Raw genomic sequence first — 17,026 nt, 5'->3', positions numbered from 1 at the left:
TGAGGGGTAACTGCGCATTAAACTATAATTTCACTTTATTCAGCTTCTTGCTCTAATAAACGAACACCATTACCCGCTAAAAAGTGGTCTGGCTGAATTTCAGTCGCTTTCTTAAATAAAGTAAGAGCTTTCTCGTTATTTTCTTCGAATACGTACGCAACACCTAAATTATAATACGCATCTGCATGCTCTTCATCCATTTCTAACACCTTTTCAAAATAAGGTTTTGCCTCTTGAATATGTTCTAGTCGCGCGAAGCAAAGTCCGCATTGGAAAACAGCTTCTACATCGTCTTTATCTAATTCCGTCGCTCTTTGTAAAAATGGCAGCGCAAGACGATCATTTCCAAGTTGCACATGTGTGATCCCTAGCATAAACGTTACGTCAGCTGATTGTAAGCCCGCTTGCATCGCTTGTTCAAATACAGCCTTTGCCTCTGCAAATTGTTCTTGACCGTAATATACGTTGCCTAAACCATAATAAGCAGCCGCAGATTTATCATCTAATTCTAATGCACGTTTATAAAATAAAATTGCTCGCTCACTATCACCTAATACATCTAATAAATTCGCAAAGTTAATGTATCCAAGCGCATCTTTCGGATTTTCTTCGATTGCTTCTGTGAAGTTTTTAGCTGCTTCTTCCCAGTTTCCTTCTTGCATATATTTAATACCTGTTTCAAGTTTGTTTGACATATCCTTCACCTCTACAACAAATTATAACAAAGAATGTATTTTCCAAGCGAACGAAAATTCGCTTTATGTAAAAGAAACCTCTAACCGCTAATCGGCAGAGGCTTCTCGTGTTATCCTAAATAATCTAATTTCTTACCACTATGATATACTTCATCAATTGTAGCGCCGCCTAAGCACTCATCTCCATCATAGAAAACAACTGCTTGGCCTGGCGTAATCGCACGAATTGGCTCATCACAAAGAATACGAACTGTATTTTCATCAACGATTTGAACCGTTACTTTATTGTCTGCTTGACGATAACGGAATTTCGCTGTGCACTTAAATTCTTTTTCTTTCGCTTTATTACTTACCCAGCCTACATTCGTAGCAATAACTTCATCACCATATAGAAGTTCATTATGGAATCCTTGATCAACATATAAAATGTTTTCTTTCAAGTTTTTCCCAACAGCAAACCACGGATCACCGTTACCACCAATACCAAGGCCATGACGTTGTCCAATTGTATAGTACATTAAACCATCATGTTTCCCTTTTACTTCACCAGATAATGTTTGCATCACACCTGGTTGCGCCGGTAAATAGTTACTTAAGAAATCTTTAAAGTTACGCTCACCGATGAAGCAAATACCAGTACTATCTTTCTTCGCCGCTGTCGCTAAACCAGCTTCTGTCGCCATTTCGCGAATTTGCGGTTTCTTTAATTCACCTAATGGGAACATTGTTTTTGATAATTGCTCTTGGCTTAATTGATTTAAGAAATATGTTTGATCTTTATTGTCATCAACGCCGCGAAGCATTTTATATTCGCCGTCCATATAAGCAACGCGTGCATAATGCCCTGTTGCTACATAATCAGCACCAAGTGCAATTGCATGCTCTAAAAATGCTTTAAATTTAATTTCTTTGTTACACATTACATCTGGGTTTGGTGTACGACCAGCTCGATACTCATCTAAAAAGTACGTAAATACTTTATCCCAGTATTGTTTTTCAAAGTTTACTGCATAATACGGAATGCCGATTTGGTTACACACTTCAATTACATCATTGTAATCTTCTGTTGCTGTGCAGACACCATTCTCATCTGTATCATCCCAGTTTTTCATAAAAATTCCGATTACATCATAACCTTGCTCTTTTAATAAAAGTGCTGCTACAGATGAATCGACGCCACCGGACATCCCGATGACAACGCGTGTTTCGTGAGGTAGTTTGTTCATCATGTCACCTCCCATGCTAATTTTGTGTTAATCGCTTCACGATTTTCACTGTTTCGTACGCCGCTTTTTCAATTTGCTCTTTCGTATTTCCAAGTCCGAAACTAAAGCGTACGGATGAACGTATTTGATCGGAGTCTTTTCCGAACATCGCCACTAATACATGTGATGGGTCAATCGAACCAGCTGTACAAGCAGAACCACTTGATACTGCAATACCAGCTAAGTCTAAGTTTACAAGAAACGGTTCAATATTCATTCCTGTAAAACTTATATTAAACACATGGGGTAAGCGATATTCCAAGTTTCCGTTTACCTCGAAAGTAATGTCCTCATTTTTGAAGACAGATACCATTATATCTTTAAACTCTTCATATTGGGCATTTTTTTGCTCACGAGTTTTTTCAGCTAGCAAAATTGCTTGCTGAAGTCCGGCAATACTAGGTACATTTTCAGTACCAGCACGGCGTTTTCTTTCTTGCTCTCCGCCTATTAATAATGGTTCAAATTTCACATTTGCACCAGCATATAGGAACCCGACACCTTTTGGTCCGTTAATTTTATGAGCTGAAATTGATAGTAAATCAATGCCCAACTCTTTCACATCAATTTCTACTAAACCGTAGGCTTGTACTGCATCTGTATGAAAATAAGCTTGATGTTCTTTTAACAGCTTACCTATTTCCACGATTGGTTGCATTGTTCCTACTTCATTATTCCCATACATAACAGATACGAGAATTGTCTCATCCGTTAATGCCTGTTGTATGTCAGAAACTTGAACACGCCCTGTTTCATCAACAGGTAAATATGTCACTTCAAACCCTTCACGCTCTAACAATTCACACGTATGCAAAATCGCATGATGTTCAATTTGCGTTGTAATAATGTGGTTACCTTTATGACGATTCGCGCGCGCTACACCTATAAGTGCTAAATTATCAGCTTCCGTACCACCGCTCGTGAATATAATTTCATTTGGACTCGCGTGAATGCTACGTGCACATACACGTCTCGCCTCATCTACCGCATGGCGCGTTTGACGCCCATAAAAGTGAATACTAGACGGGTTTCCAAATGTTTCTGTCATATATGGAATCATCTTTTCGACCACTTCTGGGTGAGTCGGAGATGTCGCAGCATGATCTAAGTAAATGCGTTCCATTAAATCTCCTTCTTTCCAAATCGTTTCACAAGGAATTAAATGTAAAACATATAGCCCCCGTGATTTTCTTCCTCATAACGTACTAAATCTTCTAAAGTTGTACTATCTAATACTTCTTGCACCGCATCACGAACACGCATCCATAATTGGCGTTGTGCTGGTTCTTCTTCTTCTATCATTTCTACAACACTAATTGGCCCCTCTAGTACACGGATTACATCTCCTGCTGTAATGTTGACTGGCTGATCAGATAATACATATCCGCCATATGCCCCGCGCGTACTCTTTACAAGACGAGCGTTACGAAGTGGTGAAATTAATTGCTCTAAATAATGCTCAGATAGGTCATGTGCCTGCGCAATTGATTTTAATGAAATTGGACCTTCACCAAACTTTTTTGCAAGGTCGATCATAATTGTTAAGCCGTAGCGGCCTTTCGTTGAAATCTTCATCTATTTGCACCTCATTTCAAATTTTCACTTCTATTGGTTATATCTTATTTATAAAAGAACACAATTTAAAATCCTATGAAATTATAGCATAATATAGTATTATAAGAAATTTCAACTTGTGTATCAAAATGATAACATAAAATCACATTGAAAAACTCGGAAATTATTACAATTGAAAGAAAAATGAAAATATTAATGTTCATCTTTCCCACAAAACAGCATCCTATTTCAAATTCCACTAAAAAAAATGATACGATAGAATGAGATTATATATTAAGGGAGACGGTAAAAATGAAACAACCACTCGCACATCGAATGCGCCCTACAAATATTCAAGAAATTATTGGACAACAGCATTTAGTTGGTGAAGGAAAGATTTTATGGCGAATGGTCCAAGCAAATCATTTTCAATCTATGATTTTATACGGTCCTCCAGGTACAGGAAAAACATCAATAGCTAGCGCAATTGCGGGAAGTACTGGAACCCCGTTTCGCCTCTTAAACGCGGTTACTCATAATAAAAAAGATATGGAAGTTGTCGTACAAGAAGCGAAGATGCATCGACACCTCGTTTTAATTTTGGATGAAGTCCATAGGCTAGATAAAGCGAAGCAAGACTTTCTATTGCCCCATCTAGAAAGCGGGCTTCTTACTTTAATTGGTGCAACGACGAGTAATCCATTCCATGCGATAAACTCTGCTATCCGAAGCAGATGTCAAATCTTCGAGTTACACGCACTAACAGAAGATGATATTTTAATTGGTTTAAAACGAGCGCTTGAAGATAAAGAAAAAGGGCTTGGGGAATATGATGTAACTGTTACGGATGAAGCATTACATCACTTTGCAAATGCGTCAGGCGGTGATATGCGCTCAGCTTATAATGCACTTGAACTAGCAGTTTTATCTAGCTTTACAACTGACGACAAGGCAGCGGAAATTACACTTGAAATCGCAGAAGAATGCTTACAAAAAAAGAGCTTCGTTCACGACAAAGGTGGCGATGCTCACTATGACGTTTTATCTGCTTTTCAAAAATCAGTACGCGGAAGTGATGTGAACGCCGCACTTCATTATTTAGCACGTCTTATTGAAGCTGGTGACTTACAAAGCATCGGTAGACGTCTGCTTATTATGGCATATGAAGATATCGGACTTGCTAGCCCACAAGCTGGGCCACGTACACTGGCAGCAATTGAATCAGCTGAACGGGTCGGCTTCCCAGAGGCACGCATACCACTTGCAAATGCTGTTATTGAACTTTGTCTATCACCGAAATCAAATTCAGCCTATAAAGCACTCGATGCCGCACTACACGATTTACGTAATGGCCAAACAGGCGATATTCCAAGTCATTTAAAAGATAGTCATTATAAAGGAGCCGAATCGTTAGGAAGAGGCATCGGATACTTATATCCACACGATCAGCCAAACGGGTGGGTACAACAACAATACTTACCTGATAAAATTAAAAACAAGCAATATTATAAACCGAAAACGACAGGAAAATTTGAACAAGCACTTTCTACTGTTTATGAAAGATTACAAAGTTCGCATAAAACGAAGAATAAAGGGTAATATAAGCGAAAACGTCACCATTACGGAGGCTTCGCTTATGAAAACACGTCAAGATGCATGGACAAAAGAAGACGATCTCCTTTTAGCAGAAACTGTTTTACGACATATTCGCAGCGGAAGTACACAAATAAAAGCATTCGATGAAGTTGGCGATACATTAAACCGAACTTCAGCAGCTTGTGGCTTTAGATGGAATGCTGAAGTAAGACCATATTATGAAGATGCGGTGCAAATTGCAAAAAAACAACGTAAAGAATTAAAGCGTTCGGAAGCTAAAATAGAAAAAGAGCACTTCACACAAACTCGGCAGCTCGTAATCGATGCCGAGTTTTCAGAAGATATCGCCCCAAATAAACAAGATCTTACAATGCAAAATGTCATCTCATTTTTGCAAAACTTGGAGCACAATAACCCTTCACTCGCAAAGTTACAAACTGAAAATGACGTATTACAAAATCAGCTCACTTCCTTGAAAAAAACGAATAATGAACTTGAAGCAAAATTAGCTATTCTCACAAAAAAACAACAAGCAATCGAAGAAGATTATGCAATGCTTGTTAGAATTATGGATCGTGCTCGAAAACTTGTTTCGATCGAAGAACAAGAAGAGCAAATTGCTCCGATTTTCAAGACTGATCAAAATGGAAATTTAGATATTATATATTCAGCAGAAAACTAAAAACAGGGATGCCACTTTTTCAACTAAGTGACATCCTTGTTTATTTTCCCTTAGTGAAACAGCACCACCGTAAATGAAATTATATTAACGATTCGACATCGATATTTCTTTAAAACATACAAAAAGCATATATCCTAAACGATATATGCTTCCTTTTTATTCTTGCCCTACACGCTTCACTTCTACGTTTTTAATACGCTCACGTACAACGTGACTTGCCATAATTAAACCAGCCACAGATGGTACGAACGCATTTGAAGAAGGTGGTAATTTCGCTTTACGAATTTTTGCATTTTCGTCTGGTACGATTTCTTTACGTACTTCTTCACGAATTACGATTGGGTTTTCGTCAGAGAAGACAACTTTTACACCTTTTTTAATACCATCTTTACGAAGCTTCGTACGAATTACTTTCGCAATTGGATCTGTATGTGTTTTAGAAATGTCCGCAATACGGAAACGAGTTGGATCCATTTTATTTGCCGCACCCATACATGAGATAATTTTGATTTTACGACGTAAACATTGTTTAATTAAATGAATTTTGAACGTAATCGTATCAGATGCATCTACTACGAAATCTAAACCGTGTTTAAAGAACTCTTCATATGTTTCATCTGTATAAAACATCTCTAGTCCAATTACTTCACACTCTGGATTAATGTCTGCAATACGCTCTTTCATTAATTCTACTTTTGAACGTCCTACAGTAGATACTAACGCGTGAATTTGACGGTTTACGTTTGTAATATCTACAACATCTTTGTCAACTAATACAAGGCGTCCTACGCCAGAACGCGCTAACGCTTCTGCCGAAAATGACCCTACTCCGCCAATTCCTAAAATACCGACTGTACTATTTTTTAATATTTCAAGGCCTTCTTTTCCAAAGGCTAATTCATTACGTGAAAATTGATGTAACATTCAGCTCTACACTCCTATTACAAAAATGGTCTACCATGTATTCTAGCGTTTTTCCGACTATTTGTATAGAAAAAGTTATAGAATTCCTAAAAATACATATTCAAAGAGAAAAAATAAAATATAAGACCGCTAGCTGAACCAGAATTTTTTCTTACATATACACTTAAAAAGGAGGATTCAGAGGGCCGAGTAGATCGAGGCGCTGACGCCAGGAGGAGCGCAGTGTAGCTTTTTTACTACTTGAGCACCGGACTGGCTCTAAGCAACGATGAGATGCGACTGCCATCTAAACCGGAATTTTTAAACAACCTCTATAAAAAAAGCCTAGATGGGGTTAGTATAACCATCTAGACTCTATTCTTACTTCTCTTCTTTCACGTTCAACTTCAAGCTTAGCTCTTCAAGCTGAGCTTCTGCAACTGGGCTTGGCGCTTCTGTTAATAAGCAGCTTGCGCTTGCTGTTTTCGGGAATGCAATTGTATCACGAAGGTTAGTACGACCTGCAAGTAACATAACAAGACGGTCTAAACCTAATGCGATTCCACCATGTGGTGGTGTACCGTATTCGAATGCTTCTAATAAGAATCCGAATTGTTCTTGTGCTTCTTCTTGTGAGAATCCAAGTGCTTTGAACATTTTTTCTTGTACGTCACGCTCGTAAATACGAAGTGATCCACCACCAAGCTCATAACCGTTTAATACAAGGTCATATGCTTGTGCACGCGCTTTTTCTGGTGCTGTTTCTAATAATTCAACATCTTCACGGAATGGCATTGTGAATGGATGGTGAGCTGCGAAGTAACGATCTGCATCTTCATCGTACTCAAGAAGTGGCCAATCAGTTACCCATAGGAAGTTATATTTACTTTCGTCAATTAACTCAAGCTCTTTACCTAGTCGTAAACGAAGTGCACCTAAGCTATCTGCAACAACGCTCTTCTTATCTGCTACGAATAGTAATAAGTCGCCAGCATTAGCTTCTAATGTACTCATTAACACGTTTGCATCTTCTTCACCGAAGAATTTTGCAATCGGTCCTTTTAGGCCATCTTCTTCAACTTTAAGCCAAGCTAGACCTTTTGCACCGTATACTTTTGCGAATTCAGTTAATGCATCGATGTCTTTACGAGAGTATTTGCTTGCAGCACCTTTTGCATTAATTGCTTTTACTTGTCCGCCGCTTTCTACCGCACTTGTAAATACTTTAAATCCACAATCTGCTGCAAATTCAGATAGGTCTGTTAGTTCCATTTCAAAGCGTGTATCTGGCTTATCAGAACCGTAGCGAGCCATTGCATCAGCATATTTCATACGAGGGAATGGTGCACTAACTTCTACACCTTTTGCATCCTTCATGACTTTCGTCATCATACGCTCCATCATTTCTAAAATTTCATCTTGTGTTAAGAATGATGCCTCGATATCGATTTGCGTGAATTCTGGTTGACGGTCCGCACGTAAATCTTCGTCACGGAAACAACGTGCTACTTGATAGTAACGCTCAAATCCGCCGACCATAAGAAGCTGTTTAAATAATTGTGGTGACTGTGGTAATGCATAGAATTCACCGTCATGTACACGGCTTGGTACTAAATAGTCACGAGCTCCTTCTGGTGTGCTCTTCGTTAAAATTGGAGTTTCAACTTCTAAGAAGTCTTCTGTATCTAAGAAGTTACGGATTGTTTTCGTTACGTCGTGACGCATTTTGAATGTGTTAAACATTACAGGACGACGTAAGTCTAAGTAACGATATTTTAAGCGTACATCTTCTGATGCATCTGTATCATCAGCAATAATTATTGGCGTTGTTTTCGCTGCGTTTAATACGTTTACTTTCGTTGCTTGTACTTCAATACGGCCAGTTGCCATATTGTCATTAATTGCGCCTTCACCACGTTCAACAACTGTACCTTCTACGTGTAATACGTATTCGCTACGAATCGTTTCTGCTACTTCTAACGCTTCTTTTGATGTTTCTGGGTTAAATACAACTTGCACGATACCTGTACGGTCACGTAAATCGATGAAGATTAATCCACCTAAGTCACGACGTTTTTGTACCCAACCTTTTAATTGAACTGTTTGTCCAACAGCTTCTACTGTTACTTTTCCGCATGCATGTGTTCTTTCAGCCACTGTAAGTTCCCCCTATATTAATTTCTCTGCTACGTATGAAGCAAATACATCTAACGCTACTTCTTCTTGTCCGCCTGTTGCCATATCTTTTAAGTTAATGATGCCTTTATCTAGCTCATCTTCCCCTAATACAGCTACGTATTTCGCATTTAAACGATCTGCAGATTTAAATTGTGCTTTCATTTTGCGATCTAAATAATCTTTTTCAACTGATAGTCCAGCTTTACGAAGATCAAACGCAATTTTCGCAGCATGGTCTTTCGCTTTTTCACCAAGTGCTACAACGTAACAATCAATACTATGTTCAATTGGTAACTCAATATTTTCAGCTTTCAGCGCCATAATTAAACGCTCAATACTCATCGCAAAACCGATACCTGGCATTTCCGGTCCACCGATTTCTTGTACAAGTCCGTTATAACGGCCACCGCCACTTAATGTTGTGATAGCACCGAAACCTTCTGCCTCACTCATAATTTCAAAAACAGTGTGTTGGTAGTAGTCTAAACCACGTACTAAATTCGGATCTTTCTCAAATGGAACATCCATCATCGTTAGTAGTTCTTGTACTTTGTCGTAGTATACTGCTGAATCTTCATTTAAGTATTCTGTAATAGATGGTGCTGTGCTCATTAATTCATGATTACGGTCCTTCTTACAGTCTAAAATACGAAGAGGGTTCTTTTCTAAGCGAGATTGACAATCAGAACAGAATTCTCCGATGCGCGGCTCAAAATGAGCAATTAATGCATCGCGGTGCGCTTGACGGCTCGCTGCATCACCTAAGCTGTTTAATACAACTTTAATATTTTTTAAGCCCATGCCGCGGTAAAACTCTACAGCAAGTGCAATTACTTCCGCATCAATTGCAGGGTCGTTACTACCGATTGCTTCAATACCGAATTGTACGAATTGACGATAGCGACCTGCTTGTGGTCTTTCGTAACGGAACATTTGACCGATATAGTATAATTTCGTTGGTTGTGTTGCATCACCGAACATTTTGTTTTCAACGTAAGAACGTACAACAGGTGCAGTACCTTCTGGACGTAATGTTAAACTACGCTCTCCACGATCTTGGAATGAGTACATTTCTTTTTGTACGATATCTGTCGTATCACCAACACCACGTAAAAATAGCTCAGTGTGTTCAAAAATTGGTGTGCGAATTTCTTTATAATTGTAACGACGGCAAATTTCGCGTGCTTGCCCTTCGATATACTGCCATAACTCAACGCTACCCGGAAGGATATCTTGCGTTCCGCGTGGGATTTGAATAGACATATTCAGTTCCTCCTCAAATTGTTTTAATCTTAATAAAAATAAAAAAACTCCCGTCTCTACTGTTTAAACAGTAGGGACGAGAGTATTATACCCGTGGTGCCACCCTAATTGAAGCACGTATGCTTCCACTTTTTTAATAACGCTTAAATTTGCGTTCATCTCTACTAAGCATATATGCTGTTCAAGTTGAAACCTACAGAGTGTCATTCAATCAGTCATCATGTAGAAATGTTTTCAGCCTAAGACATTTCTTCTCTTTCCATGTGTATCTCATTTACTCTTCTCTATCAACGGTTATATTCATATGTAAATATAAAATTACTATACGTTTGTTGAGTAGGATTGTCAAGTGCTCTAAGAGCGTTCAATCTGCTTCTTTAGGCGCTTTACATCTTGTAGTGAAATCCCAAACTCAGAAGCAAGCTCCATTGAAGTATTATTTTGTTCTTTTGAAATAAAATCATGTAAATTTACGTTAAATAGTTGATTAGCACCATTTGTAACAGAATGCCCTTTTTCATTCATACGCATACGTATATCCCTCACATTCAATATGGATGTTTTACTTTTTATTGTTCCATATTGATGAGATAGTTATACATAACCGAAACAGCTATTGATTCTAAATAAACATAAGAATGCGATTAACAATAATAACGGTAGCCAATCCACTCGCAAGTAAAGGGTGCTTCAAATGATACAACGCTGCAACACCTACTCCAAATACGATAATTTCTAACAGTACATGTAATATACCTTGCACTTCCCACTCTGCGTGTGGAGCTCCAAATAACCCCCATATGACAGCAACAACAATCGGAAGAATAATAGCCAGTGTAATTTTTATGGCTGGGATTTCTCCTACTCGAAATCCCCAGTATCCAACACTCCCAAGAATGCATAACTCCAGCATAAAACGTAAAGCTATATTGAATTCTTGAAGCATGCTACACCTTCTTTTCCTTTTATTCCTCTTCAAATTAATCCTATTGTAACTACACAAAACATACCACAATGTATAAAAAAAGAGAGGATCCTATAATCCTCTCTTCCCCGGCAACACTATTTACTTTCTACAATTAAGGTCACCGGACCATCATTGATTAAAGAAACATCCATCATTGCTCCGAACTGTCCTGTCTCCACATGTAGTCCTTGTTTACGAACTTCTTCATTAAAGAAATCATATAAACGCTCTGCGTATTCAGGTTTCGCAGCATCCATAAAGTTTGGACGTCTTCCCTTGCGGCAATCTCCGTATAATGTGAATTGCGAAATAGATAGAACTTGTCCTTCTACATCAAGTACAGAGTGGTTCATCTTTCCGCTCTCATCTTCAAAAATACGCAAGTTTGCAATTTTTTCAGCGATGTAAGTTGCATCTTTTTCTGTATCTTCATGCGTAATGCCAACTAGTAGTGTTAAACCGAATGGAATTTGTCCTACAATCTCACCATCTACTGTGACAGACGCTTCTTTTGATCGTTGTAAAACAACTCTCATCTTTTATACACTCCCTATTAATGCATCATGCGTCGTACTGCATAAATTTCTGGAACACGTTTAATGCGCTCTACTACTTTCTTCAAGTGCTGTAAGTTTCGAATAGAAATTGACATGTTAATCGTTGCCATCTTATTACGATCACTTCTACCAGAAACAGCTGAAATGTACGTTTTCGTCTCCGTAACAGCTTGCAATACTTCATTTAATAAACCACGGCGATCGTAACCTGAAATCTCAATATCAACATTGTATTCAATTTCTTTTTCAGGGCTACCTTCCCACTCTACTTCTAATAAGCGCTCTACAGCTTCTTCTGTATGGACATTTACACAATCACGACGGTGAATCGATACACCTCGGCCTTTCGTAATATACCCAACAATATCATCGCCCGGAACTGGGTTACAGCATTTTGACAAGCGAATCAATAAATTGTCAGCACCGCTTACCTTTACACCAGAATCCCATTTTCGAATTTTCATCGGTTTACGAACTTCTTTAACTTCAACGATTTCTTCTTCTTCACGTTGCTTACGGAACTTGTCCGTTAGTCGCGTAACAATTTGCGACGCTGTAATTCCGCTATATCCAACTGCTGCAAACATATCTTCTTCATTTGCAAAATTGAACTTCTCAGCAACACGTTTTAAATTGTCAGGAGCTAACACTTCTTTCATCTCATACTCTAGACCACGTACTTCTTTTTCAACAAGTTCACGGCCTTTTTCAATATTTTCGTCTCTACGTTGTTTCTTAAAGAATTGACGTATTTTATTTTTCGCATGAGATGTTTGAGCAAGTTTCACCCAATCTTGACTTGGGCCATACGAATGTTTCGATGTTAAAATTTCAATGATGTCACCCGTTTTTAATTTATAATCAAGGGTCACCATTTTCCCATTTACTTTTGCACCAATTGTTTTATTCCCGATCTCTGAATGGACACGATACGAAAAGTCAATTGGAACAGATCCAAGTGGTAATTCCATTACATCGCCTTTCGGTGTGAAGACGAATACCATGTCAGAGAACAAATCAATTTTTAATGATTCCATAAACTCTTCTGCATTAGAAGCTTCATTTTGCCATTCTAATATTTGACGGAACCAAGTTAGTTTCTTCTCTAATGTACCAGTTGTTTCTGCTGTTTTCCCTTCTTTATACGCCCAGTGTGCCGCGATACCGAATTCTGCAATTTCGTGCATTTCTTTCGTACGAATTTGCACTTCTAGCGGATCACCTTTCGGTCCAATTACAGTTGTATGAAGAGATTGATATAGATTTGCTTTCGGCATTGCAATATAATCTTTAAAACGACCTGGCATTGGCTTCCAGCACGTATGAATAATTCCAAGCACCGCGTAACAATCTTTAATACTATTTACAACGACACGTACAGCTAATAAATCGTAAATTTCATTGAACTGTTTATTTTGCAATGCCATTTTACGATAAATACTGTAAATATGTTTTGGTCTTCCAGAAATCTCAGGTTGAATTGAAACTTCTTTTAATTTCTCACGAATACCAGTCATTACTTCATCTAAATATTCTTCACGCTCTGCACGTTTACGCTTCATTAAATTTACAATACGATAATATTGCTGTGGGTTTAAATAGCGGAGTGACGTATCCTCTAACTCCCATTTAATAGTACTAATTCCGAGTCTATGTGCTAAAGGTGCAAAGATTTCTAACGTTTCATTCGCAATGCGACGCTGCTTCTCTTGAGGCAAATGTTTCAATGTACGCATATTATGAAGACGATCAGCTAGTTTAATTAAAATAACTCGAATATCTTGAGCCATTGCGATAAACATTTTGCGATGGTTTTCTGCTTGTTGCTGCTCATGAGATTTATATTTAATCTTTCCGAGCTTTGTAACACCATCGACAAGCATAGCAATTTCTTTATTAAACTCCCGTTCAATATCTTCTAGTGTAATTTCTGTATCTTCCACTACATCATGCAAGAAACCTGCCGATACTGTAGCTGGATCCATGTGTAAATCAACTAAAATACCTGCAACTTGAATTGGGTGAATAATATATGGCTCACCCGATTTTCTATATTGTTCGCTATGTGCATCGCGCGCATATTCATAGGCACGTGCCACTAGCTCAATATCTTCATCCGCTAAATATTGACTTGCTTTCTCGAGTACCTGTTCAGCTGTTAGTACTTGCTCATTTGCCATCGAATCACCTTTTATTGAAAATTGACTTTATCTTTATTAAGTAGAATAAATTATATTCTATCATTATAACCCAATGATTGTGAATTGTGAAAAGGAAAAGATTTTACTGACATTTCACCATGTTTTTTTGTTCAATTATACAAAAGTACCCGCTCCTCTCCAAGAGATTCACGGGTACTTTTTTATCACCGTAGTTTCACCTATATAATGATTAGTATTTTTCTAATACTAATACATCGTAACCATCTAACATTTTACGACCATCTAAGTAAGTAAGCTCTACTAAGAATGCAATTCCTGCTACAACTCCGCCAAGTTCTTCAACTAGTTTAATTGTCGCTTCGATTGTTCCACCTGTAGCTAATAGATCATCTGTAATTAATACACGTTGACCTGGCTTAATTGCATCTTTATGGATTGTTAAAACATCTGTTCCATATTCTTTACCGTAGTCAACTGTAATTACTTCACGTGGTAATTTTCCTAATTTACGAACTGGTGCAAAACCTACTTCTAATGCATAAGAAACTGGGCAACCGATAATAAAACCACGCGCTTCTGGTCCTACTACAACATCAATGTCTCTTTTTTTTGCATACTCAACGATTGCATCTGTTGCTGCTTTATATGCTTTTCCGTCGTTCATTAAAGGTGTAATGTCTTTGAACACAATACCTTCTTTCGGATAATCTGGTACAATTGCGATATGTTTCTTGAAATCCATATTTCTGAATCCTCCTCAGATATAAAAGGTTTGTAAATACAAATCCTTTACCCTAACTGTTCTACTTATTTATGATTACGAATCGTTTCAAACCATGTATATAGTTGCTGATATGTGCTATAAACCAATTCTTTCTCTAATTGTAAGTGGTTCATTTTCTCACGATATGTGTTCGATTCAATTAAATCACGCTTTTGTTTTTTGTCTGCCATAAAAATGACACCGTCTTTTATTGTAACAAATTCTAACTCAAAAAACACCTGTGTCATGAAATTTACTGTATCTTTTGACCAACCTTTATGACGACACAGTTGTTCCCCATATTGCTTTAAAGAAAATGGTGTTTTTTGGCTTAAGAAAGAATAGTACCATTTAAAGTGTTCCCTCGTTGGGACTGTGCTAAATAAATGATTGTTCTCTTGATAAAATAGCGTGTAAATTCGAGATGGAAATCCTACTTTAAATAAATCACGCAATTCATCTGTTCCTTTCGGCAAATCGAGTAACACAATATATTGATCATCTAAATGCGTTACCTCTGATGCATGCACGAGCTGTTCTTTATAGCCTTCTAAAGAAAACTTATTCAATACCTCTTCAGAAAAATACACCATGGTTATTTTCTCTTTCGGAAGTTCTGCTAAATTTGCTTCTGCATTACGCATACTACGCCAGTCAAATAATTGCCATGCCTCTACAGCAATATCTTGCACCATTAATTGCGGCTTTTTAAAGTTATTCCATTCATTAATGGACACTTCTCCTACTACAGAAACTTTCGCAACTGGAGAGATTTCTTTCGCATAAGTACCAAATCCAAATCCAATCGTGTCCAGTGTTGCTTGTCCATCACGAAGAGCCATTTTTAAATGCGAACCATCAGATCCAATTGCACGGATACTTCCTAAGTCAGCATCTTTCACCGCAATACGCGGTTTCGGATTTCCTACGCCAAATGGCGCTAACTTTTGCATATCCTCAATCGCAGCAAGCGTTACATCCTCTACTTTACAAAATGCATCCACTGCTGTAATCGGAATAAAATCTTCTGCTGTTAAAATTACATCTGCTTGCTCATTTAACCTGCGTCTTAATTCATCCACATCATTCATATTAAGCGTCATTCCCGCCGCCATCGGATGACCTCCGAAATGCGGTAACAATTCACGGCAATCTGAAAGGTTTGCAAACAAATCAAATCCTGCAATACTACGAGCCGATCCCTTTGCTGTTTCTTTATGAGGATCAATGCTTAATACAATCGTCGGACGATAAAAACGTTCAACTAACTTAGAAGCGACAATTCCAATTACCCCTGGATTCCAACCTTCTTTTGCAAGGACTAATACTTTATTTTCTTCTGGCGGGAAATTATTTTCGACTTCAGCGATAGCTTCTTCAGTAATTTGCTTTACAATATCTTTTCGAAGTTTGTTCAGCTCATCAATTTCTTCAGCTAGCTCTTTCGCTTCCTCTGGATCTTCTGATAATAAAAGGTGTACAGCAGGTGTTGCATCTTCCAAACGACCAACTGCATTAATACGAGGTGCGAGTGCGAACCCGATGCTTTCTTCTGTAATTTCGCTTTGCGAAACGTTAGCAACTTTAAATAACGCCTTTAAACCGATATTCCGAGTCATTCGCATATGCTTCAGTCCACGCTGTACTAACAATCTATTTTCACCATGAAGCGATACTAAATCGGCTACCGTACCGATTACTGCAATTTCCAACAAATGCTCTGGCACACGGCCCAAAAGTGCATGTGCAACTTTAAATGCAACACCAACACCCGCTAAATAATGAAACGGATAAACACCGCCTTCTAATTTCGGGTGAATAATCGCAAGTGCCTCTGGTAATTCTGGTGGCGGCTCATGATGATCTGTAATAATAAGATCTATTCCAAGTTCCTTCGCTACCTTCGCTTCATGTACCGCTGCGATACCAGTATCGACAGTAATAATTAATGTGAACCCTGCACTGTGCGCCCAACGAAACGCTTCTTCATTTGGCCCATAGCCTTCAGTAAAACGATTTGGAATATAAAACTCTACTTCTGCACCTAATTCTTTGAGAGCAAGATATAACACAGTCGTACTACTTACTCCGTCCGCATCATAATCGCCAAATATTAATATTTGTTCTCCATGTTCAATAGCTTTTTTCACACGTTCTACAGTCCGATCCATTCCTTCAAGTAAAAATGGATCATGAAATTCTTGATCTGCTGTATTTAAAAAGTCTACAATCTTATCTTCTGTATTTAAGCCTCTGCCGAGAAATAATGAAGTCACAAGAGGTGATAGTTGCAATTTATTTGCTAATTCACTCACTAGTTCCTCATTATATTCTTTTTCTTTCCAACGCGTCTTCGGTTGTAACACGAAATCACCCCTTAACCTATCCATTATACAAGACAGATTAAGGGGTGACAATATAATGCAAACTACGATTCGATA

Annotated in this window: 15 protein-coding genes and 1 other annotated feature; of the genes, 2 read left to right on the top strand and 13 right to left on the bottom strand. The window is 38.1% G+C overall.

The window, feature by feature from the left end:
* Positions 1-35: 35 nt before the first annotated feature.
* The 4 genes from QCI75_RS05290 to cymR all read right to left on the bottom strand — a co-directional run bounded on the left by QCI75_RS05290 (position 36) and on the right by cymR (position 3,535).
* Positions 36-695: a tetratricopeptide repeat protein gene (locus QCI75_RS05290; RefSeq protein ID WP_144504011.1), complete on the bottom strand. Its 660-nt coding sequence runs from the start codon at positions 693-695 to the stop codon at positions 36-38.
* A 110-nt stretch (positions 696-805) separates the two neighbouring features.
* Positions 806-1,921: a tRNA 2-thiouridine(34) synthase MnmA gene (mnmA, locus tag QCI75_RS05285; protein ID WP_001038016.1), complete on the bottom strand. Its 1,116-nt coding sequence runs from the start codon at positions 1,919-1,921 to the stop codon at positions 806-808.
* A gap of 16 nt (positions 1,922-1,937) precedes the next feature.
* The gene (locus QCI75_RS05280; RefSeq protein WP_144504009.1) at positions 1,938-3,083 is read right to left on the bottom strand and encodes a cysteine desulfurase family protein; all 1,146 of its coding nucleotides are present in this window, start codon (positions 3,081-3,083) and stop codon (positions 1,938-1,940) included.
* Positions 3,084-3,118: 35 nt separating this feature from the next.
* The gene (cymR, locus tag QCI75_RS05275) at positions 3,119-3,535 is read right to left on the bottom strand and encodes a cysteine metabolism transcriptional regulator CymR (protein ID WP_000704117.1); all 417 of its coding nucleotides are present in this window, start codon (positions 3,533-3,535) and stop codon (positions 3,119-3,121) included.
* 291 nt (positions 3,536-3,826) lie between these two features.
* Here cymR and QCI75_RS05270 point away from each other — a divergent pair, with 291 nt between their 5' ends.
* Positions 3,827-5,113, top strand: coding sequence for a replication-associated recombination protein A (locus tag QCI75_RS05270; protein WP_144504007.1), 1,287 nt, complete (start codon positions 3,827-3,829; stop codon positions 5,111-5,113).
* A 37-nt stretch (positions 5,114-5,150) separates the two neighbouring features.
* Entirely contained in the window at positions 5,151-5,792 is a 642-nt protein-coding gene (locus QCI75_RS05265; RefSeq protein ID WP_144504005.1) for an RsfA family transcriptional regulator, read from the top strand.
* 156 nt (positions 5,793-5,948) lie between these two features.
* Here the strand turns inward: QCI75_RS05265 and QCI75_RS05260 are convergent, their stop codons facing one another.
* The 9 genes from QCI75_RS05260 to recJ all read right to left on the bottom strand — a co-directional run bounded on the left by QCI75_RS05260 (position 5,949) and on the right by recJ (position 16,951).
* A complete protein-coding gene (locus QCI75_RS05260) occupies positions 5,949-6,716 on the bottom strand; it encodes a tRNA threonylcarbamoyladenosine dehydratase (RefSeq protein ID WP_000903181.1) in 768 nt (255 codons plus the stop codon).
* Between the two features lie 360 nt (positions 6,717-7,076).
* Entirely contained in the window at positions 7,077-8,852 is a 1,776-nt protein-coding gene (aspS, locus tag QCI75_RS05255; protein WP_353760048.1) for an aspartate--tRNA ligase, read from the bottom strand.
* Positions 8,853-8,864: 12 nt separating this feature from the next.
* Positions 8,865-10,136 (bottom strand): histidine--tRNA ligase, encoded by a 1,272-nt coding sequence (hisS, locus tag QCI75_RS05250; protein WP_000027074.1) that lies wholly within the window; start codon positions 10,134-10,136, stop codon positions 8,865-8,867.
* A 69-nt stretch (positions 10,137-10,205) separates the two neighbouring features.
* Positions 10,206-10,436: a binding site (T-box leader), on the bottom strand.
* Between the two features lie 54 nt (positions 10,437-10,490).
* Positions 10,491-10,667: a hypothetical protein gene (locus tag QCI75_RS05245; RefSeq protein WP_002015300.1), complete on the bottom strand. Its 177-nt coding sequence runs from the start codon at positions 10,665-10,667 to the stop codon at positions 10,491-10,493.
* A 91-nt stretch (positions 10,668-10,758) separates the two neighbouring features.
* Positions 10,759-11,082 carry a YrdB family protein gene (locus QCI75_RS05240; RefSeq protein WP_353760047.1) on the bottom strand — a complete coding sequence of 108 codons (324 nt, stop codon included), beginning with the start codon at positions 11,080-11,082 and terminating at the stop codon, positions 10,759-10,761.
* A 116-nt stretch (positions 11,083-11,198) separates the two neighbouring features.
* Complete coding sequence (locus tag QCI75_RS05235; protein WP_144503997.1) at positions 11,199-11,639, bottom strand: D-tyrosyl-tRNA(Tyr) deacylase; 441 nt, start codon at positions 11,637-11,639, stop codon at positions 11,199-11,201.
* Between the two features lie 17 nt (positions 11,640-11,656).
* Positions 11,657-13,840 carry a GTP diphosphokinase gene (gene relA / locus QCI75_RS05230; protein ID WP_002145623.1) on the bottom strand — a complete coding sequence of 728 codons (2,184 nt, stop codon included), beginning with the start codon at positions 13,838-13,840 and terminating at the stop codon, positions 11,657-11,659.
* Positions 13,841-14,051: 211 nt separating this feature from the next.
* Positions 14,052-14,564, bottom strand: coding sequence for an adenine phosphoribosyltransferase (locus QCI75_RS05225; RefSeq protein WP_144503995.1), 513 nt, complete (start codon positions 14,562-14,564; stop codon positions 14,052-14,054).
* A 65-nt stretch (positions 14,565-14,629) separates the two neighbouring features.
* Positions 14,630-16,951 carry a single-stranded-DNA-specific exonuclease RecJ gene (gene recJ, locus QCI75_RS05220; RefSeq protein ID WP_144503993.1) on the bottom strand — a complete coding sequence of 774 codons (2,322 nt, stop codon included), beginning with the start codon at positions 16,949-16,951 and terminating at the stop codon, positions 14,630-14,632.
* Between the last annotated feature and the right edge of the window lie 75 nt (positions 16,952-17,026).

Origin of the sequence: Bacillus cereus group sp. RP43 (genome assembly GCF_040459645.1) — a bacterium.
GTDB classification, from domain to species: domain Bacteria; phylum Bacillota; class Bacilli; order Bacillales; family Bacillaceae_G; genus Bacillus_A; species Bacillus_A mycoides_C.
This window is presented reverse-complemented; position numbering and strand designations above follow the sequence as displayed.